The following is a 19596-nucleotide window of genomic DNA, read 5'->3' as shown; positions in this document are numbered from 1 at the left end:
GCAAGGTCTTTTCAACCCGGGTAACGTTACAAATTTAGATGCTTTTAAGACCCAAAGTGGAGTTGCGTTTGCCTTGAAACCCCTCACGCAGGACCACTTCAAAGCCCTGGGATTTCAAAGCGCGCTTCAAACTGCCCTTGCAAGCATAGGTTGTCAGAAGGCTTTTCTCTTCAGCCCCTTCGCGCAGAATCTTATTCAGGAACTCTTCCTCCCAAAGATGCGGAGACGTCTTGGAGCTGAAGGCATCATATAATATGCAGTGATATTTCGACACCAACTCCACGTCGGCAGAAAGCGCTCCGCTGATTTTACTGATGTCAGAGAAGTGATTTTTCAAGAAAAACTTAAGATCCTGCGGATCCAGATCCGTGTGGCGGCAAATACTTTGCAAAACCTGATCATAGGTCTGCAGCACTTCCGGATGAAGATTCGCACGATCCTCATGCAGCCACTGAACAAAAAACTCGCGCAGTTCTGGCACGCTTTCATAACTTGTGATCAATCCCACATCAGCCGCGGTTTTTCCCATAAGTAAAGCTTCACGGGCGATCACCAGTTCAATGTAACCAAGCCCCAGGCCCACTACCAGAAAATGAGGTTTCTGGACTTTCTGCAGAACCTGCGCTGCGGGCTGCCCATAGATCATCAGCGTTTCAGAGCAGGCTCCGCCCGAGTGATGCATGGTTTCGCCGCGATCCGTGGCGCCATCGATGGATTCCAACAGACGTAAACTGGGACTTTCATCACCTGTGATCTCAATTTCAAATCCAATATCGGCCCAAGACTTCATTTGATTGACTTCCCGCAGAAAAAACCTGTAAAAGTGCCTATGGAAAAAGGCTGGTTAGGGGTTCCCTATCATACTATCAGTGAGCACTACAATAAACTCTTTGGTGAAAAGGTTTATAAGGTGCCAGTTGCTGTTGTTGACGACTGCCCGAACCGCCGTGGCCTGAAAGGCATGCAGACTTGCGTGTTTTGCGATGTTTGGGGTTCTGCCGCCAACGCCGAAAGCCTTTCCATGGAACTTCGTGCACAGATCGAAAAGTACCACGGTATTATCAGCAACAAGTACAACGCCAAGGCGTTTTTGATCTATTTCCAGGCCTACACCAACACCTTCACCAAGGTGTCCGCTCTTAGAAACAATTTCGATGTGGCTTTGTCTTACCCCTGGGTGAAAGGCTTCACCGTGGGCACCCGTCCGGACTGCCTTTCCAAGTCTGTTTTGGACTTGTGGCAGGAGTATCACGAAAAATCGTTTGTGGCGGTCGAACTGGGTGTGCAGAGCTTCTATAATGATCAGCTGGAGTTCATGCGCCGGGGGCACACGGCAGAAGATTCCATCGCGGCCATTAACAAAATCGCTTCCTCCACGACCGTGGATCTGGGCATTCATCTGATCTTTGGAAGTCCCACGGAAACTGATGAACAGATCATTGAAACCGCGAAGATCTGCAACGATCTGCCGATCACCAACGTAAAACTGCACAACCTGCACGTTCTGAAAAACACACCTCTGGAAGAGATGTATCACAAGGGTGAATTCCTACCGATCGACAAAGACACCTACACACGCCGTGTGGAGCTGTTCCTGCAGCATCTTTCCCCGCGTTTGGCTTTGCACCGTCTGGCGGCGTACTCTTCGCGCTGGGATGAACTTGTGGCCCCCGAGTGGACAAGAAACAAGATGGGAATACATCAGCATATTATCGATGTTTTGCGCTCCCATGGCTCTTACCAGTCCCAAAACTTTGCCGCTTTGAACGAGTCCGACCTGCTTTTGCAGAAACGTTTGTTCGAAAAATCCCAAAGAACAGACGCAGTCCGTGCCTAGTTTCTGCACAATTTAAGATTGTGTAAGATCAGTACAGGGAAATTTCAGCTTTAAGCCCCCAAATTTAAGGTTTCAGCACTGGACTTTAGTTTTACGAGGTAAAATTACAAGCTCTTGCCAGTTTTGTTTGCACGACAGATGAGTCAAGGGGAAGTCTTTTTCTGCTTATTTGATGGGCAACGTCACAAAAAAATCGGCGTTATTTTTAAAATTGTTCTTGAAACATCTCCGAAAGAATTACAAGATCGGAATTGAGAGAGATACCCGGCATATGGATATGTCACCAATTAGAGACCACTAGATATAGTGGCAAGCCGAAAGGCAACTAAGGGGGATTCAAGGGAAACAGCTAAGGATTAGCAACTTCGTTCTCACCAATTACCATACAACTTTATATATGCATTTAACCAGACCTAAGTCTTTGCGAGGGGTGAAGATCTTGGGGCGGGATTTTTTTGCCCAAACGGAACTGGGCAGAGGGGATACAGCCATGTTGGAAACAACAGCTCACATCATGAGAGTTAAAAAGCGCGATGGCACACTGGAGCCAGTGGACGTGACAAAAATCGTTGAGCGCGTAACCAAGAACTGCCAGGGGTTGACTCAGGTGGATCCTTTGCGTGTTGCCACCAAGGCGATCAGCGGTCTTTACGACGGCGCTTCCACAAAGGAATTGGATAACCTTTGCATCCAGACAGCTTCTTTGCTGATCGGCGAAGACCCAGAGTATTCCCGTCTGGCGGCCCGCCTTCTTTCCACATATATTGACGAAGAAGTTCGTTCTCAGAAGATCCAATCTTTCGCGGACTCTGTCAGCTTCGGCTATCAGGCAGGTCTTCTTGCTGAGCACACTTACAAATTCGTTGAAACCAACAAGGCAGCTCTTTGCGCAGCTATCGAGCCGTACAGAACAGACCGTTTCGAATACTTCGGTCTAAGAACTGTTTACGACCGTTATCTGTTGAAAAACCCAACAACTCGTCAGGTGTTTGAGACTCCTCAATACTTCTTCATGCGTGTTGCCTGCGGTCTGGCGCAATCCGTGGAAGAGGCTATCGAGTTCTATCGCTTGATCTCCTCTCACGACTACATGCCGTCCACCCCGACTTTGTTCAACTCCGGAACCATGCGTCCGCAGATGTCTTCTTGTTATCTTTTGGATTCTCCAAGCGATGACTTGTCTGCCATCTATCAGAAATACACGGACATCGCCCTTCTGTCCAAATTCGCCGGCGGTATCGGCGTGGCTTACTCCCGCGTTCGTTCCCGTGGTTCTTTGATCAAAGGAACCAACGGTCACTCCAACGGTATCATCCCTTGGCTGAAAACAATGGATTCTTCCGTTGCGGCGGTCAATCAGGGTGGTAAACGTAAAGGGGCAGCCTGCGTTTATCTTGAAACTTGGCACGGTGACATCGAGGAGTTCCTTGAACTTCGCGACAACACGGGTGACGAAGCAAAACGTGCGCACAACCTGAACTTGGCAAACTGGGTTCCAGACTTGTTCATGAAGCGCGTTGAAGCTGATGCGATGTGGTCTTTGTTCGACCCGAAAGTGGTTCCTCATTTCGTGGACACTTACGGTGAAGAGTTCGAAAAAGCTTACGTTGAAGCCGAAGAAAAGAAACTTTACATTAAACAACTTAAAGCTCGCGACCTGTACAGCCGTATGATGAAAACATTGGCTCAGACTGGTAACGGCTGGATGACTTTCAAAGACCATGCGAATTTGAAAGCCAACCAGACTGGCGAAGCTGGAAATGTGATCCACCTTTCCAACCTGTGCACAGAGATCCTTGAAGTGACCTCTGACAAAGAAACTGCAGTGTGCAACCTAGGTTCCGTGAATCTGGCTCGCCACGTGGAAAACGGTCAGTTCAACTTCGAAAAACTGGCTCGTTCTGTTCGCACGGCTGTGAAATACCTGGACCGCGTTGTGGACATCAACTTCTACCCGATCCCAACAGCTCAGGACTCCAACCACAAATGGCGTCCAGTGGGTCTGGGCGTGATGGGTCTGCAGGATGCTTTGTTCCTTATGAAGCTTCCGTTTGACTCTGCAGCGGCTCGTGATCTTTCTGCTAAAGTTCAGGAAGAGATCTATTACAATGCATTGGTTACTTCCTGTGAATTGTCTGAAAAACACGGCCCTCACGGCGCCTTCGAGCAGACAAAAGCAGCCAAAGGTTTGTTGCAATACGACCTTTGGGGTGTGACACCTTCTCAACCAGAGCGTTTCGAGAAGTTGAAAGAGAAAATCAAAAAGCACGGCCTGAGAAACTCTTTGATGATCGCGATTGCTCCAACAGCAACTATTGCTTCCATCGTGGGTTGCTACGAAGCGATCGAGCCGCAAGTTTCCAACTTGTTCAAGCGTGAGACTCTTTCCGGAGAATTCATGCAGATCAACAAGTACCTTGTGAGTGACTTGAAAGCGATGGGCATCTGGACTGAGGAAGTTCGTAACGAAATCAAACTTCAGGACGGCTCTATCCAGGACGTGGCGATGATTCCTCCACAAATCAAGGAATTGTACCGCACTGTTTGGGAAATCCCGATGAAGTCCTTGGTTGATATGGCTGCCGACCGTGGCGCCTACATCGATCAGGCTCAATCTTTGAACTTGTTCCAGGAAAGCCCGACTATCGGCAAACTTTCCTCCATGTACATGTATGCATGGAAAAAAGGTGTGAAGACGACTTATTACCTTCGCTCTCGTCCTGCGACCAAAATCGCAAAAACGACTGTGAAAGCTTCCAGCAACTCTGCAAATCCAACAGCTTCTGAAAGCATGATGGACGCAGCTCCTGCTCAAGAAGCCAAGAAGTCTTACTCTGACGCAGAAGTCATCGCATGCTCCCTGGAAAACCCAGAAGCCTGCGAAGCTTGTCAGTAATCGCGGCTTGCCCGCGGAGTGCTAAGGGGGCACAAGCCCCCGAAGCCGAACCTGCAGCGGCAGCTGCGGAGAGCTGACGGGACGACAGTCCCACAAGCTAAACCAGCGCATTTTAGCGCGTACTTTTTTTGGAGTTTTTTATGATTTTGGATCCTGGCTTTGACCTGACTTTGCGCCCGATGAAATACCCGATTTTCTACGAAATGTACAAAAACGGGATCAAGAACACCTGGACTGTGGACGAAGTTGATTTCTCTACAGACCTTGTGGACCTGCACTCCAAAATGACTGAATCAGAAAAACATCTGATCCGTCGTTTGGTGGCTTTCTTCGCAACGGGTGACTCTATCGTGGGTAACAACCTGGTGTTGAACCTCTACAAGCACGTGAACTCTCCAGAGGGTCGCATGTACTTGTCCCGTCAGCTTTATGAAGAAGCTTTGCACGTTCAGTTCTATCTGACACTTTTGGATAACTACATTCCAAATCCAGATGAGCGCGCGGAAGCTTTCGCAGCTGTTGAAAACATTCCGTCCATCAAAAAGAAAGCCGACTTCTGCTACAAGTGGATTGATTCCATCAACGAACTGACAGAGCTGAACACGATCGAAGATCGTCGCCGCTTCCTGATGAATCTGATCTGCTTCGCAACTTGCGTTGAAGGTCTGTTCTTCTATGCAGCCTTCGCCTACGTTTACTTCCTGCGCTCCAAAGGTCTTTTGGCTGGTTTGGCGTCTGGTACCAACTGGGTCTTCCGTGATGAGTCCATGCACATGGCCTTCGCGATCGAAGTTGTTAAAACAGCTCGCAAAGAAGAGCCAGAATTGTTCAACCAGCAAATGGAAGACATGGTTGTGCAAATGCTTGAAGACGCCATCGAATGCGAGATGGAGTTTGCTCACGACGTACTGAACCTGGGTGTTGCCGGCCTGTCTGCGAAAGACATGAGACAATATCTTGAGTACTGCGCTGATCAACGCCTTGAAAGCCTGAACATTGCTCCACGCTACAACGTGAAGAATCCGTTCATCTTCATGGAACTTCAGGACATGCAAGAACTTGCCAACTTCTTCGAAAGACGCGTTTCCGCATACCAAACAGGCGTATCCGGCGCAGTTGCCTTCGACGAAGCGTTTTAGCCTACGGCTAGGATGTCGTAGCGCCGGCAGGCGCGGAGACTGGACTTCATCTGAAAAGCAACATTCTTTGGATCTTCTTTTTTCTAATCTGCATGGGGGTGGGATTTCTGCACGGAGTCCTGCCCCAAGGCATTTCTCGAAGCTACTTCAGCACTCCCCGGAAAATTTCAGTTCTGACCACGGATGAAGTCCTGTTCCCGATGAACTTGCGTCAGGAACTGGAAGAAGAACTTCATGTGCGTTTTTCCGTCACAGTGACCCGTGACTGGGAATCCATGCTGGCCAACGTGGTGGCAAGTCCTTCCGCCGATTTGATCTTTCTGCCTTCGTACTGGGCCAACACTCTGGCGCACCAGAATCTTTTGGCCAATGTGGCCGGCATTCAAGGGGAACTGCTGCGACGAGTGTCGACGGATTTCGTAAAAAGCCGCAACCCCGAGACCTTCACTTTTTTGCCCATTTACTGGATGAAGACCGGGATCGATACTCCACTGGATGAAACCTTCCTGGATTATCTGAAAAACAAAAAAGAGACCTTCTTGTTTCTGCTGGCGGATGAAGATCTGCTGCTAAAACACTTTCAGACCTGGAAAGAACAGGGCTTGTTGGAGCAAATTAACAGCAAACGAATCCTGACCCTGCAACTGGATCAACTGAGCAAAACCAGTGATGAGGGTGCTGTTGAAACGCCGCTGAATCGCGACTTCCGCGGAGGCACGCACCCGTTCTTAAGCGCCCTCTTAATCTGGGGAGCCGCCATCCCGGCAAACTCCACCCAGAAGGAACTGGCGTTGGAGATTCTTGAGGTTCTGACCAATGTGGAGCACCAGGAAAAGGGACTGCTGGGCACTCCCTTTAATTCGACCTTCTCAACAGTGACCGGAAAAGAAATTCCACTGCACAGACGCGCCGACTTCATCCGCGATCTGGAACTGAAGGACACGCTGATTCTTGAAACCAAGGATCAGGAAGCACCTTTGAAACTAAAAAACGATTTCAATTTTATTTTGTAAGAGTGAACGTCGGAGCCGCCCGGGCTTCGTTCATCACGGCATTTCCATCCGCATCGAAGGCCTGCATGATGATTCGCAGGCTGTAAACGCCGGAAGCCAAAGATGCAATATTCAACGAGAAATTAAAGCGCCCGTTTTTACAAGTGGCATAGTTGGCATTGGCTGCCGTTGCCGGATTTGTGTCCACCAGGCTCATTTGTGTGGAGCCATTCATCACAATCAGTCTGTGGGAAGGATAAGTCGAAACATAGCACTCGCCGGTGATTTCGGCTTTGGTGTCTGTGTTTTTCATGTTGATCGTGGGAGAGAAAAGCTGAACTGTCAGTTCTTCTGATTTGGGAGTTTTATCCAGCGTATGAGTGCTGGAATCATTTTGTTTATCAGTCAACAGTGAATCGCCTTCAACTGGCTGACAGGCCGCCAACAGAAGACAAAGACTTGAAAGTCCTGCAAAATATCGTACTGATCTCATGAGCTCCCCCACCTTTATAGAATAAATGAGGTGCAGGGACGCTTAAACGAGTTTTTTCATCAGGTCCAGTTTTGAGACATTTTCCCCGTCCCAAATTGCGATAAAGGCGGTTTTACTTAAAAAGCCCCCGGATTTTCACTTCCAACAACGGACTCAACCCTGTCGTGATCCAGGTTAACTGATGATTCTTATCCAGCAAAGCCGTCGTCGGCGTGGCGCGAACTCCATAAAGACCGGCCACCTGACCGCTGATATCCACCCCAACCAGGAAACTATAACGCCGCTGATCCACGGTTTTCTGAACAAGATGGCGATCCTCCAGGCTGGAAACGGCCAGGACCGAGTCCGCCGGGATAACTTTATCATCAATCAGCTTCTGCAGACGAGAAAGCTCCACTTCACAAGGGCCGCACCATGTGGCCCAAAAAACCACCACCAGAGCCTTCCCCGTTTCTTCTGATTCAAACAAGGTTCCATCCAGCAAAGGCACGGCAAAGGACGGCGCAGGCTGATTTTGTTTTCTGAAGTTTTCAATGACACCCGGAAGGCGATTGATCAGAACCCACAAGACTGCCACAACCAGCAGTCCATTTACGATTTTTCCAATCAGGGCTTTGTTCATTTAAAGGCGCACCACAGAGCGGGTTTTCTCAAGCGTCTTTTCCAGAAGCTGCGGATCCAGGAACAGGAAGTACGTGGACACCATCACCGTGGCAAAAGGGATCAACCCCATAAACACACCGATCCCCGCGTGGAACGAAAGTCCCAACAACAAACACAGGTAACGAGTCTTGGGCCAGGCCACCATCGCCGGGAAATAAATCTCAAACAGAATCGTCACATAACCAATCACCGGGATCACCCACGGGAAGTGGCGCAGGAAGGAAAAGTCCATCGTGGTCATCTGGGGATTTGCCAGAACACTCCACAAAGCGGTTCCGTCCCACCAGCTGCCACCTTTGAGTTTTTCCCACCCGGTGTAAGCATAGATCACAGAAATCTGAACCTGCATCATGCGAATCATCATCGAGCTGACCGTGTCGCTGAGTTGGAACGTCTTTTTTCTGCGCACCAGATTCACGACACTCAAACGTTCGCAGCTTTGCGTGAAGGACATATAAAACAGGAACAAAGCCCCGATCACATCCGCACCAAAGTTCACAGCGTAGTTTCTTTGCAGGAAACCGGCATTGATGATCCAGGCAATCCACATCAACCAGCGGCCGCCAATCCCCACAGTCAGCAGCGCCAACAGCACCACCAACACCAGATTCATGACAAAGTTCATGCTGTCCGGCCAGAACGTCCACAAGAACAACGGCCGCCCCAGTTCCGGCATCACTTCCAGCGCACGACTGCGCGGAATCCAGCTGGAATCGGTGTAAAATTCCAAATTATAGAAACGGGTCAGATTCATATACAGCAGAGTCGCACACAACATGACCCGCATAGAGGCAAGCCCCAGCAGACTTTGCGGTGCAAACCAGAACTGATCCCAATGAGCCCAGAGCTTTTTAATCATAAACTCTCCTCATCCCCACCCGCGCAGGAATAGGATTCCCGAATGTACTGGACCTCTTTGGACAGATCACTGACGCTGTCTTCACGGAAACGCACGGCCTGATCCAGGAATGGAATGGTCTCTATCACGTGCTCCATATCCACCGAAGTGGCACCCGGATACTGACGGCAGAACCACGGCCCCATCAGCACGCGCAGGCGCTTGGGATCCAGCACCATATAGCGCATCAAAGCCCACTCACGCTTGCGGGTGATGTTCGGCAAAGGACGGTCATCCTTGGCGATTTCCAAAGGGAAAAAACCATAAACCGGCTCTTTGGCCTCTTCGCCGGCGTTTTCACCTTCGGTGTACAGATAATTGACTGTGTATTTCAGATACATGGGATGGGCTGGCTCGGGGGAAAAGAAATTCCACCCGGCATTCAAACCCACCGTGTTGGCGTAGGGGGTGACCACGTTTGCAGTCACCCGCCCGAAATAGGCACCCACATTGGGCATCACCAACATCACAAAGATATTATATACGATCCAAAGACTCAGAAGAGTCTTAAACAGAAGCTTCACCTTCTTCATCAATGTCGTCCGCCTCACCCAGGAATGGCAACTCTTCTTCTTCGGAAGATTCATCATCAGAGTCAGCGAATAATTGATCGTCTGAAGCCTCATCCAGATCTTCGTCGTTATCAAATGCTACGACAGCTTCTTCCAGCTCGGAATCATCCCCGTCGGTGGATTCGTCCAGAGATTCACTCTCGGATTCGTCCATGGAAGCTTCCAAAGTCTCTTCAGATCCTTCCTCAGAGATTTCTTCGCCGTTTTCAGCAGTCACTGCCGGCTTTTTCATGTTTTCCAAAGCAGCGGCTTTCTTTTCAGCTGCCATGGCCACCAAAGTGGTTCCCGCAGCCAAAGCCTCATCGTACTTCGTCAGCCAGTTTTGATCACGAGTGGAAACCGGCTCGCCGAATGCCAAAGCATCACGGATGTTCTGAGCGCGTTCCTGATCACGTTTTTCAGCCTGACGGCGCTTTTCTTCCTCAAAGAAGTTGGAAGAAGTCGCGATGTCCTCCAGCTGTTCCTGGATCTTCATCAGCTCTTCCTCTCCTTGAGAGTAAGAACCAATGTAAGTTTCAGACATGCTATCGGTGATGGTGGAAAGAGTCGGTTTTTCTTCCGCCTGCTGTTCATCAATACCATCCGGCAGAAGCTCATCAATCTGGGACAGGGTTGGAAGCTCTTTCAAGCTTCTCAGACCAAAGATCTCCAGGAACTTTCTGGTGGTGCCGTACTGCATAGGACGGCCTGGAAGTTCAGATTTACCTTCGAAGCAAACCAGATTTTTCTCCATCAAAGCACGCAGCAAGTGACCGGATTCAACGCCGCGGATTTCGTCCACTTCCGCTTTCACGGTCGGCTGTTTATAGGCCACGATGGAAAGAACTTCCAAAGCCGGGCCGGAAAGTTTGAACTGACGCGCTTTCAATGTGCGCTTCAGGAATTCCATATTGTCAATTTTAGTGCGCAGCTGGTATCCACCCGGAACTTCTTCCAGGGTCACACCACGACGGCCGCCAGCGTATTCAACGGCCAGCTGATCCAGGGCGCGGCGGATCTTGTCACCACGGATGTTGGTCCCTTTGAACAGTAGTTTCAAAGAAGCCAGACTTACAGGTCTGTCTGAAGCAAACAGCACGCTTTCCACGATGCTTTCAAGGCGCTCTTCCTCGACGAATTCCACTTCTTCAATTTCAGCGGAATCAAAACCGTCAAGCTCCGTGCCGTCGACAGACACTTCGTCTTCTTCTGCAGTGGCCTCCAGGGCGTCCACTTCATCATCAGACACTTCCGGAAGGAAACCTTCCGATTCCTCTTCTTCCTGCAGGAATACAGAGGCGTCGGACTCAATGCCATCGGCGGAAAGCTCGTCAGTTTCAACGTCAGCTTCAGTTTCGAAGCCTTCAGATTCTTCAGCGTGATTCATTTCTTCGTTGATCAAATCGTCTTTTTCTTCAGACATGGTCCCCTCTACACTTCCGTCACGTCATCTTTAAACAATTCACTCTCAGCAGCCAAGATTTCGTCGTCCGTGGCGATATCATCGACATTTGTATCAACAAAAGCGATGTCGTCTGTGAGACCAGCACCCAAGTCCATTTGCAGCTGGTTGTTTTCTTCTTCAGTTTCTTCATTCTCCGCCAAAAGATCTTCGTCAGCGTCGATCTTTTTGGTTTCTTCCATCATTTTTGCCGCAACTTCATCAGCGCGCATGGAATCGTACTCTTCAACCCGGCTCAAAACGTCAGTTTCGATCGGTTTTTTGGTATCAACCCAGATGTCAGAATAAGCTTCGGTCTGATACAGACCCACAAAGCCCATTTTACCCAGTTCAAGCAAAGACAGGAAGGTGATCAGGGCCTGGCGGGCGCGGTCTTCCGTTGCCGTCACCATCTCCATCATTGTGGTTCTTTGACCGACAATCAGACGATCCTTCATTTCAAGGATACGGCTGGAGATGGACTGGGCTTTCGCCGCCACCTGGTGAATTTTCTTTTTAACTGCACGGGAAATACGACGGTAGCTGGCGATCAAAGAGAACAGGGCGTTGTCCTCAAGAACAATTTCCTCTTCTTTTTCATCCAGCTTTTCACGGGTTCCACGCAACCACACATCACGACCCACCAGCGGGCGATCGTAAAGAAGCTTCGCTGCTTCCTGGTACTTTTGGTATTCAAGAAGTTTCTGAACCAGCTCTTTGCGCGGATCTTCAACTTCGATAGCTTCGCCGTTTTCGTCGTACTGAGGCAAAAGCATGCGGGATTTGATCTGGATCAGAGTCGCAGCCATGGCCACGAACTCTCCGGCAACTTCCAGATCCAGTTCTTTCATCAATTTGATATATTCAAGGTATTGTTTGGTGATCTCATGGACTTTGATATCCATGATGTCCATTTCCTCTTTACGGATAAGGTAAAGAAGAAGTCCAAGAGGTCCTTCGAATTTAGGCAACTGTACTGTAATACTCATGAAAGATGGTCCCCTCTACCCTTTCACTAAAACCGGAACGCACTTCGCAGTCCCCGTCCAAACGCCGAAGATTGAATCAAGCGGCTTTGGATTATTCAACAACTCTTTAAAGGCCCCACCCGACGCGTTTGCGCCGCAGCAAAGCCTTAAACCCCCACCCCATTCAATGCAAGATTGATCAGGTGCTGAGAACTCCAGATCACCGGCTCAGCCAGGAAGCGCAACATCCCCGTCAACACCAGCACCATCAAAACCATGCTGGTGATGTGTTCATTCTGTTCAAGCTTATAATTCAAGCTGGCAGGCAGGAAGCGCGCCAGCACCTTGCCACCATCCAGCGGATGCATCGGCAAAAGATTGAAAACAGCCAGGAACATGTTGGTAACAATAAAGGTCTGAAGAATCGCCACCGCCCCTTTGGCATACATGCCGAAAGAGTAGTACTTGGCCACCAGAGCAATCGCAAAAGCGCCCACAAACGCCAGCAGGATGTTCGAAAGTGGACCCGCCAAAGCGATCCAGAACATATCCACACGAGGGTTTTTAAGGTTGCGGGAATTCACCGGCACCGGTTTCGCCCAACCAAAAAAGATCGGCGAAGAAAATACAATGGCCGCGATCGGAAGAATCAACGTCCCGATCAAATCCATGTGTGCCACCGGATTCAGAGTCAAACGACCCATCTGCTCCGCAGTGTTGTCCCCACGTAGACGCGCCACCCAACCGTGCGCAAACTCGTGGAAGCAAAGTGCAAAAAGAAAAGGAATAAAGTAGACACCAATCTTGGCGCCGATTTCCATCATATCCATACAACCTCACGCTAAAACACACCTAGACTCATGTCTAGTGCGATAAAACACTTGCACATTTAAAGTGCAATTCAGCTTAACACAGCTTGTTAAGAGAAAAGCTCCCATCATTCCAAGGTCTTGAATAAATCTGCCAAAAACGTTACCGTGACCCCCGTTTTTACAAACAGTTTTAAAACAGATTTAAAACGGTTCTGAACACGTTTTAACAAGAACTGAAGCCCAGCCCTAGGAGCCTTACTGGCTCAGTGGCGAGTTCCGCAGCAGCCACATTCCCAAAGGGAATGGCGTCCGCGAGGACTGTCCGAAGCCAATGAGGCGGTAAGGCTCCTAGGGCTGGGCTTCCGATCGAAGGGAAATAAGATGTCTGATATGACTCATGCGCGTCCGGCGCTGACTGTACTTTCTGAAGATGAAATGGCGTTCCGCGATGCTGTAAGATCTTTTGCAGAATCCGAAATCAAACCTCATGTGACTCACATGGACGAAGAAGCCAAGATGAAACCAGAAATCCTGACGAAGCTTTTCGAAATGGGTTTGATGGGTATCGAGACTCCTGAAAAATGGGGCGGCGCTGGCTCCACATTCTTCATGGCCTGCCTGGCAGTTGAAGAAATCGGCCGCGTGGACGGTTCTGTTTCCGTTCTTGTAGACGTTCAAAACACTCTGACAACAAATGCCTTCCTTAAATGGGGTACTGAAGCTCAGAAATCCAAATACCTGGGCCAGATGGCTTCCAAAGACGTGGGCGCTTACGCTTTGTCTGAATCTTCTTCCGGTTCTGATGCTTTCGCATTGAAATTGAAAGCAGAAGACAAAGGTGACAAATGGGTTCTGAACGGTTCCAAATTGTGGATCACCAACGGTAACGAAGCTAACATCTTTATCGTTTTTGCCAACATGGCGCCTGAAAAAGGCTACAAAGGCATCACGGCGTTCATCGTTGAGCGTGGCTTCAAAGGCTTCTCAGTTGGTAAAAAAGAAGACAAACTGGGTATCCGCGCTTCTTCCACTTGCGAATTGCTGTTTGAAAACTGCGAAGTTCCAAAAGAAAACGTTTTGGGCGAAGTCGGCAAAGGCTACAAAATCGCAATTGAAACACTGAACGAAGGCCGCATCGGTATCGGCGCTCAGATGATCGGTATCGCTCAAGGCGCTTACGAAGCGGCTTTGGGTTACGTAAAAGGTCGTGAACAGTTCGGCAAACCAATCGCTCACTTCCAGGGCGTTCAGTTCCAGTTGGCAGAAATGCGCACAGAGCTGGAAGCAGCTCGTTTGATGGTTTACAATGCCGCTCGCCTGAAAGACGCGGGCCTGGACTTCATCGAAGCCGCTGCTATGGCGAAACTTTACTCTTCCCGCGCGGCAGAGAAAATCACTTCCAAAGCCATCGACTTGTTCGGCGGTAACGGCTTCACCAAAGAATATCCAGTTGAGAAATTCTGGCGTGACGCAAAGATCGGTCAGATCTACGAAGGTACAACCAACATGCAATTGCAAACGATTGCAAAAATGGAATTGGACAAATAGTTCAATCCCTCAGTTGAAACCCAAAAACGGCAGGCATCCCCTGCCGTTTTTTTTATGATTTTTCCCGGTCATTTTCGTGCTTCTAATCATCCCGCCCTTAAGTTAGTCTTAAAAGCATGAAAATCATCCTAGCACTTCTTCTGGTTTTTCCCGTTTTTGCCTCTGCCAACCCCAAGGCATTTCGCCTGCATCTTGCCAATGAGCCAGGCAGCCTGGATCCAAACAAACAAAAGACTTCAGCCTCCAGTTACCTGCTGGGAAATCTGTATCGCAATATTTTCACCTTTGATGACCAAAAGGGCCTGGTTCCGGATCTTGGCAGCGGTTGCACCCGTGACAAGAAAAAGAACCTGACCTGCCGCCTGAAAAAAGATCTGCGCTGGAGCGATGGAACACCTCTGACTTCCGAAGACTTCCTGCGCACCTATAAAAAGATTCTCGATCCCAAATCCGCAGCTCCGCGCGCGGATTTGCTTTTCAAAATCAAAAAGGCTCAGGATTTTTATGCTGGCAAAGCCAAAGCCGGCGAACTGGGAGTTTCGGCGCCGGATGCCCTGACTTTGCGTTTTGAATTCCAGGAACCAGACCCTGATTTTGAATACAATCTTTCAAGCTTCTTACTGGCACCCACCAAGGCAGATCTTGGCGCGTATTCCGGCCCGTACAAACTGGCTGAATGGAAAAAAGGGCAAAAGATCATCCTGGCCGCAAACACGGCCTATCAGGGCGGACACCCGCAGCGTCCGAATGTGGAGTTTTTGTTCATCGAAGAAGACACCGTGGCTTTGCAGCTTTATGAAAAGAACGAACTGCAGTTCCTGCGCCGACTTCCGACGCTGTTCATTCCCAGCCATAAAAAGCGCCCGGACTTTCACTGGATTCCGGTCACCCGTCTGGACTATCTGGGGTTTGGACCCGAGTTGGCCGACAAAGAAGACCTAAGAAAAGCCTTCACGTATTCCTTGAACTACGTGGAGCTTCAGAAGATTTTCTCTTCTGAAGGCCGCCCCGGTTGCATGGGGGTTCCGGATTCCTGGTTTCCGGAAAAAGCGCCTTGTTACGACTTTGACTTAAAGAAAGTTCCCAAGATTCAGAACACTTCAACCTTTACTTTGATGTTCTCAAGTCTTGGCGGTGAAGATCACAAACGCGCCACCGAATGGATGCAAAACCAGTGGCTGAAAAACGCAGGCCTGAAAACGCATCTGGAGTCCCGCGAAAACAAAGTCTATCTGCAAATCCTGCAGCAGAACCCTCCGGCGGTGTTCCGTAAAGGTGTGGCTCCGGATCGTCCGACCTGCCTTGCGGCCTTAGAGACCTTTGCGCCATTGAGCCCGGAAAACTACATCCGCTTAAAGTCGACAGAGTATGAAAACATTTTGTCCTCACTTGCGAAGGCGGAAAAACCCCAGGAGCAAAAGAAATGGTGTCAGGCCGGCATGGACTTCCTGATGCAAAGACACCTGCTGATTCCGCTGGGAGCCATTCATTTCTCGATGCTGGCCAAGCCCGAATTCACGGGATGGAAACTGAATCAAATGAATCAGCTGGACTTGTCCAACCTGCACCAAAGACCCTAGAATAAAACTCATATGAATGCAGCAGCTCAGTCCGTCGACATCCACAAAGATCAGATCATTTTCAGCGAAGGCGATGCAGGTGACTGCGCCTATATCATCGAAAAAGGACGGGTGCTGATTTATCTCACCAAAGACAAAGAGGAAATTCCCCTAACCATCCTGGGGGAAGGCGAAATCTTTGGTGAAATGGCCCTGATCGACAATCAAAACCGCTCTGCCAGTGTGCGCGCTTTGGAAGATGTCCGCTTGGCCATCGTCACCAAACAACAGGTATTGGAACGCGTCTCCACCGCTGACAAAGTCGTTCAGCTTCTGATGCGTGTTTTACTCAAACGTCTGCGCCGAAAAAATATCGGCGGCCCTGGTGGTTCTCGCATCTCTGAGGTTGAATTCGACAATTCGGGCGCTGGCGACGATGGAACTCAGAGTGCCCTTGATCAGATCAAACTTGAAAACCAGATCTTCCAGGCTTTCCAGAACAAGGAATTTGAACTGTTCTATCAGCCGATCGTGAATCTGAAAAACAAAACCATCACGGGTTGCGAGGCGCTCTTGCGCTGGAACTCCCCGCAGCATGGGTTGGTTTCCCCGAATCTTTTCATCGATATCATCGAAAATTCATCGATGGTGATTCCGATTGGTCACTGGATTATCAATCAGGCCCTGAAGGATCTGCGCACCATTCAGGATCAGTTGCGTCTGAATAAAAAAGAGCGCATGGCTGATGATTTCATGATGAGCATCAATATCTCCGGCCGTCAGTTCACGCATTCTGATTTCGTGAACAACCTGGAGGATCTGCGTGAAAAGCATGACCTGCACACTCAGAACATCAAACTTGAGATGACCGAAAGAATCATGATGGATGGCGCGATCGCCATTGATGCTCTGAACCAGTGCCGCAGCCTGGGTTATGCAATTTCCATTGATGATTTCGGGACCGGCTTCTCGGGTCTGCAATACCTGACCCAGATGCCGATCAGCTTCCTGAAAATCGACCGTTCATTCGTGATGAAGATCCTGAGTGATCCAAAATCCAAAGCCGTGGTCAGTTCGATCATCCACTTGGCGCACGCCATGGATATTGAAGTCATCGCAGAAGGCATCGAACACCACGAAGAAGCGCTGGTGCTTGAAACCTTGGGCGCTCGTTTTGGTCAGGGTTATTTGTTCTCTAAACCCGTTGATCTGGGCCGCTTCTTAAAGCTGATCTAACCGCAAGGCCTCTGAAGAGGAGGCCTTATTCCTTCGTAAAATCGCCAATACGTGTCTCAAACTGAGACTTCTAAACTTGAGAAGATTTCCTAAAGTCCGCAAGACCTTCGCCGATAAGTCTTATGTCTTAAGACAATCAACCAGCTTAAGATTTCATCTGGAGGTCACACGTATGGCTGACAAAAAATTTGATAAACAGATCCCAAACAATGTCGTTTCCCTTGAATCTGCCCGTTGCTGCGGCGAAGGCTGCAAAAAGAAATCTGAAAAAGCAGGTTTCTGCGCCGAGCACTTTGACTGGTTTAAAGCCGGCCTGATCACTAAAGAAGGCATGAAGGCACCAGACTTCGACAAGAAGTTCTATCACTACACGGCAGCCAAAAAAGTGGCTTAACGCCGTTCCTATTTCGAATTCATCCGTTAAAAGCCGGGCTCCCACCCGGCTTTTTTGTTTGGTATGACGCCAGTCCAGCTTGCGTGCCTGCCGGCACTCCAGCCTCCTCGGCGTGGCCGGGGTTAAAAATGGCTGAAAAAGGCCCCGAAGATCAAAAGACCGACAAAGAAGAACTTTATTCCGATAGACGTCGCTTCGCGCATGGACATAACTTCTCTTCGGCCCCTACTTTTGCTACCATAAGTCCAGTTCAAATCCATTTACGCTCCGACGAAGTCGGAGTGGGGGTTCGGGGGTCCAACTTGAAAAAAGCCGTCCTTATCACCGGCGCCAGCAGCGGCATCGGTGCTGCCACCGCGATCGAATTTTCCAAAAACGGATACTTTGTCTATCTTATGGGTCGCAACAAAGAGCGCCTGCAGGACGTGGCTTTGAAATGCCGAAGTGGCGCTTCCATCGTTTCCTGTGACCTGTCTGATGAAGCGGCTTTGAACAAACGCCTGGGCGAGGTTATGGGGGCTAAAATCCACCGCGTGGAGTGCGTGGTGAACAATGCCGGCATCTATGAAAGCAACACCACTGAATCCGGAAGTGATGAACTGTGGAGCCGTCAGTTTGAAGTTAACATGCTGGGACCATTGCGCATTGTTCGCGCTTTCTTCCCGTACTTCAAAGAACAAGGTGGCGGCAGCATCGTGAATATCTCCTCGACACTGGGGCTGCGCCCTCAAGGCCCGACGTCTGCTTATTCGGCGGTGAAGGCCGCCTTGGTGAACTGGACAGAAAGTCTGGCCCTGGAAGGCGGACCACTGAATATCCGCGCCAACTGCGTGTGTCCAGGTCTGGTCGACACCCCGATTCACCAGTTCCATGCTTTGCCGGAAGATCAGAAAAAAGCGACGCTGGACAAGATGGGCGGTTTACAACCGTTGGGTCGCATCGGCAAACCGGAAGACATTGCCCGTGCGGTTTATTTCCTGGGTTCGGATCTTTCATCCTGGACCACCGGAGCGGTGCTGTCCGTGGATGGCGGGATCAACCTGACATGATTATCACCCTGAAAAGCCCTTTCAGCGCTGCGCACTTTTATGCTCAACCCCAATGGGACGAGCATAAAAACCGCGAAACCTTTGGCCGCTGTTACACACAGTACGGACATGGGCACAACTATATGCTGGAAGCAGGCTTTCATTGTCAGAACGACAGCTGGAAACAACAACAGCAGCATTATCAGTCTGTTTTAAACAACCTGACCGCTGTTCTGGATCACGAGCATTTAAACTTTGTGATTCCGGAATTTAAAACAAACATCCCGACGACAGAAAACATCTGTCTTTATTTTCTGGAAAAACTAAAAAGTCAGGTGAAGTCCGAAGAGATTTCTTATCTGCGCCTTTACGAGATGGACAACATCTGGACGGAGATCCGCCTATGAGCGAAGACAACAAAGTACGCCTTTCCAAACTGATGGCTGAAAAAGGCATCTGTTCCCGCCGCGAAGCTGATGATTATATTTCCCGTGGTCTTGTCATGGTCAATGGCGAGGTTGTCAGTCAGCTGGGCACCAAGGTCAGCCCGGATGTGAAGATCACCCTGGAGGCCCAGGCGCTGAAACAACAAAAAAGACTGGCGACGATTTTACTGAATAAACCCGTGGGTTATGTTTCCGCCCAGCCGGAACCTCCTTATCAACCGGCAATCAAACTGATCACTCCGCAAAATCAGTTCGGAAATTCCAAAACCCGCCTGAAAGAGGAGCACTTCAAAGGCTTGGCTGTGGCTGGCCGCCTGGATATTGATTCGCAAGGGCTGCTGCTGTTCACCCAGGACGGACGCATCGCCAAAAAAATCATCGGCGAAGAATCCAAAGTCGAAAAAGAATACATCGTGCGTGTTCAGGGAACCTTGCCGCCGGACAAACTGAAGCTTTTGAATTTCGGCCTGTCTCTGGACGGCAAAAAACTCAAACCTGCGAAAGTCGAATGGCTGAATGAAGATCAGCTGCGCTTTATTCTGCAGGAAGGAAAAAAACGTCAGATCCGCCGCATGTGCGAACTGGTGGGCCTGAAGGTCACCGGTCTTAAGCGGGTGCGCATCGGAAAAATCCGTCTGGGCCAATTACCTGAAGGTCAATGGCGCTTCCTTGAAGAGGATGAGCATCTTGATTAG

At 49.6% G+C, this 19596-nt stretch carries 19 protein-coding genes; 11 read left to right on the top strand and 8 right to left on the bottom strand.

Annotated features, from left to right (window positions below; all coding sequences use genetic code 11):
• Positions 1 to 34: 34 nt before the first annotated feature.
• Positions 35 to 790, bottom strand: a complete 756-nt coding sequence (locus tag BD_RS09050; protein ID WP_011164438.1) for an MnmC family methyltransferase — start codon at positions 788 to 790, stop codon at positions 35 to 37.
• Positions 791 to 829: 39 nt separating this feature from the next.
• On the opposite strand from BD_RS09050, the gene BD_RS09045 reads away from it, so the two are divergent.
• The 4 genes from BD_RS09045 (at position 830) to BD_RS09030 (ending at position 6885) form a co-directional block, all read left to right on the top strand.
• A complete protein-coding gene (locus BD_RS09045) occupies positions 830 to 1837 on the top strand; it encodes a TIGR01212 family radical SAM protein (RefSeq protein WP_231839108.1) in 1008 nt (335 codons plus the stop codon).
• Positions 1838 to 2327: 490 nt separating this feature from the next.
• Positions 2328 to 4733 (top strand): ribonucleoside-diphosphate reductase subunit alpha, encoded by a 2406-nt coding sequence (locus BD_RS09040; RefSeq protein ID WP_011164436.1) that lies wholly within the window; start codon positions 2328 to 2330, stop codon positions 4731 to 4733.
• A gap of 140 nt (positions 4734 to 4873) precedes the next feature.
• Positions 4874 to 5872, top strand: coding sequence for a ribonucleotide-diphosphate reductase subunit beta (locus BD_RS09035; RefSeq protein ID WP_038449231.1), 999 nt, complete (start codon positions 4874 to 4876; stop codon positions 5870 to 5872).
• 92 nt (positions 5873 to 5964) lie between these two features.
• Complete coding sequence (locus BD_RS09030; protein ID WP_011164434.1) at positions 5965 to 6885, top strand: hypothetical protein; 921 nt, start codon at positions 5965 to 5967, stop codon at positions 6883 to 6885.
• Here BD_RS09030 and BD_RS09025 read toward each other — a convergent pair.
• The 7 genes from BD_RS09025 to BD_RS08995 all read right to left on the bottom strand — a co-directional run bounded on the left by BD_RS09025 (position 6875) and on the right by BD_RS08995 (position 12708).
• A complete protein-coding gene (locus tag BD_RS09025) occupies positions 6875 to 7357 on the bottom strand; it encodes a hypothetical protein (protein ID WP_011164433.1) in 483 nt (160 codons plus the stop codon). The two genes, BD_RS09030 and BD_RS09025, sit on opposite strands and share 11 nt — an antisense overlap.
• Before the next feature lie 112 nt (positions 7358 to 7469).
• A complete protein-coding gene (locus BD_RS09020; protein ID WP_011164432.1) occupies positions 7470 to 7979 on the bottom strand; it encodes a TlpA disulfide reductase family protein in 510 nt (169 codons plus the stop codon).
• Entirely contained in the window at positions 7980 to 8879 is a 900-nt protein-coding gene (locus tag BD_RS09015) for an HTTM domain-containing protein (RefSeq protein WP_011164431.1), read from the bottom strand. It abuts the gene before it with no gap.
• A complete protein-coding gene (locus tag BD_RS09010) occupies positions 8876 to 9451 on the bottom strand; it encodes a hypothetical protein (protein WP_041583533.1) in 576 nt (191 codons plus the stop codon). Before BD_RS09010 ends, BD_RS09015 begins: the two co-directional genes overlap by 4 nt.
• On the bottom strand, positions 9426 to 10892 hold the full coding sequence (gene scpB, locus BD_RS09005; protein ID WP_011164429.1) for an SMC-Scp complex subunit ScpB: 1467 nt from the start codon (positions 10890 to 10892) through the stop codon (positions 9426 to 9428). The genes BD_RS09010 and scpB overlap by 26 nt, the downstream gene beginning before the upstream one ends.
• Positions 10893 to 10900: 8 nt before the next feature.
• Entirely contained in the window at positions 10901 to 11899 is a 999-nt protein-coding gene (locus BD_RS09000; RefSeq protein ID WP_011164428.1) for a segregation and condensation protein A, read from the bottom strand.
• Between the two features lie 146 nt (positions 11900 to 12045).
• Positions 12046 to 12708 carry a site-2 protease family protein gene (locus BD_RS08995; protein WP_011164427.1) on the bottom strand — a complete coding sequence of 221 codons (663 nt, stop codon included), beginning with the start codon at positions 12706 to 12708 and terminating at the stop codon, positions 12046 to 12048.
• 363 nt (positions 12709 to 13071) lie between these two features.
• Between BD_RS08995 and BD_RS08990 the strand changes: the two genes are divergently transcribed.
• The 7 genes from BD_RS08990 to BD_RS08960 all read left to right on the top strand — a co-directional run bounded on the left by BD_RS08990 (position 13072) and on the right by BD_RS08960 (position 19596).
• On the top strand, positions 13072 to 14238 hold the full coding sequence (locus tag BD_RS08990; protein WP_011164425.1) for an acyl-CoA dehydrogenase: 1167 nt from the start codon (positions 13072 to 13074) through the stop codon (positions 14236 to 14238).
• Between the two features lie 116 nt (positions 14239 to 14354).
• Positions 14355 to 15818 carry a peptide ABC transporter substrate-binding protein gene (locus tag BD_RS08985; protein ID WP_011164424.1) on the top strand — a complete coding sequence of 488 codons (1464 nt, stop codon included), beginning with the start codon at positions 14355 to 14357 and terminating at the stop codon, positions 15816 to 15818.
• A gap of 12 nt (positions 15819 to 15830) precedes the next feature.
• On the top strand, positions 15831 to 17033 hold the full coding sequence (locus BD_RS08980) for an EAL domain-containing protein (RefSeq protein WP_011164423.1): 1203 nt from the start codon (positions 15831 to 15833) through the stop codon (positions 17031 to 17033).
• Between the two features lie 172 nt (positions 17034 to 17205).
• The gene (locus BD_RS08975) at positions 17206 to 17427 is read left to right on the top strand and encodes a hypothetical protein (RefSeq protein ID WP_038449220.1); all 222 of its coding nucleotides are present in this window, start codon (positions 17206 to 17208) and stop codon (positions 17425 to 17427) included.
• Positions 17428 to 17729: 302 nt separating this feature from the next.
• Positions 17730 to 18476: an SDR family NAD(P)-dependent oxidoreductase gene (locus BD_RS08970; RefSeq protein WP_157865683.1), complete on the top strand. Its 747-nt coding sequence runs from the start codon at positions 17730 to 17732 to the stop codon at positions 18474 to 18476.
• Positions 18473 to 18862 carry a 6-carboxytetrahydropterin synthase gene (locus BD_RS08965; protein WP_011164420.1) on the top strand — a complete coding sequence of 130 codons (390 nt, stop codon included), beginning with the start codon at positions 18473 to 18475 and terminating at the stop codon, positions 18860 to 18862. Before BD_RS08970 ends, BD_RS08965 begins: the two co-directional genes overlap by 4 nt.
• The gene (locus BD_RS08960; RefSeq protein WP_011164419.1) at positions 18859 to 19596 is read left to right on the top strand and encodes a pseudouridine synthase; all 738 of its coding nucleotides are present in this window, start codon (positions 18859 to 18861) and stop codon (positions 19594 to 19596) included. Before BD_RS08965 ends, BD_RS08960 begins: the two co-directional genes overlap by 4 nt.

This window comes from Bdellovibrio bacteriovorus HD100, assembly GCF_000196175.1.
Taxonomy (GTDB): Bacteria; Bdellovibrionota; Bdellovibrionia; order Bdellovibrionales; family Bdellovibrionaceae; genus Bdellovibrio; species Bdellovibrio bacteriovorus.
This window is presented reverse-complemented; position numbering and strand designations above follow the sequence as displayed.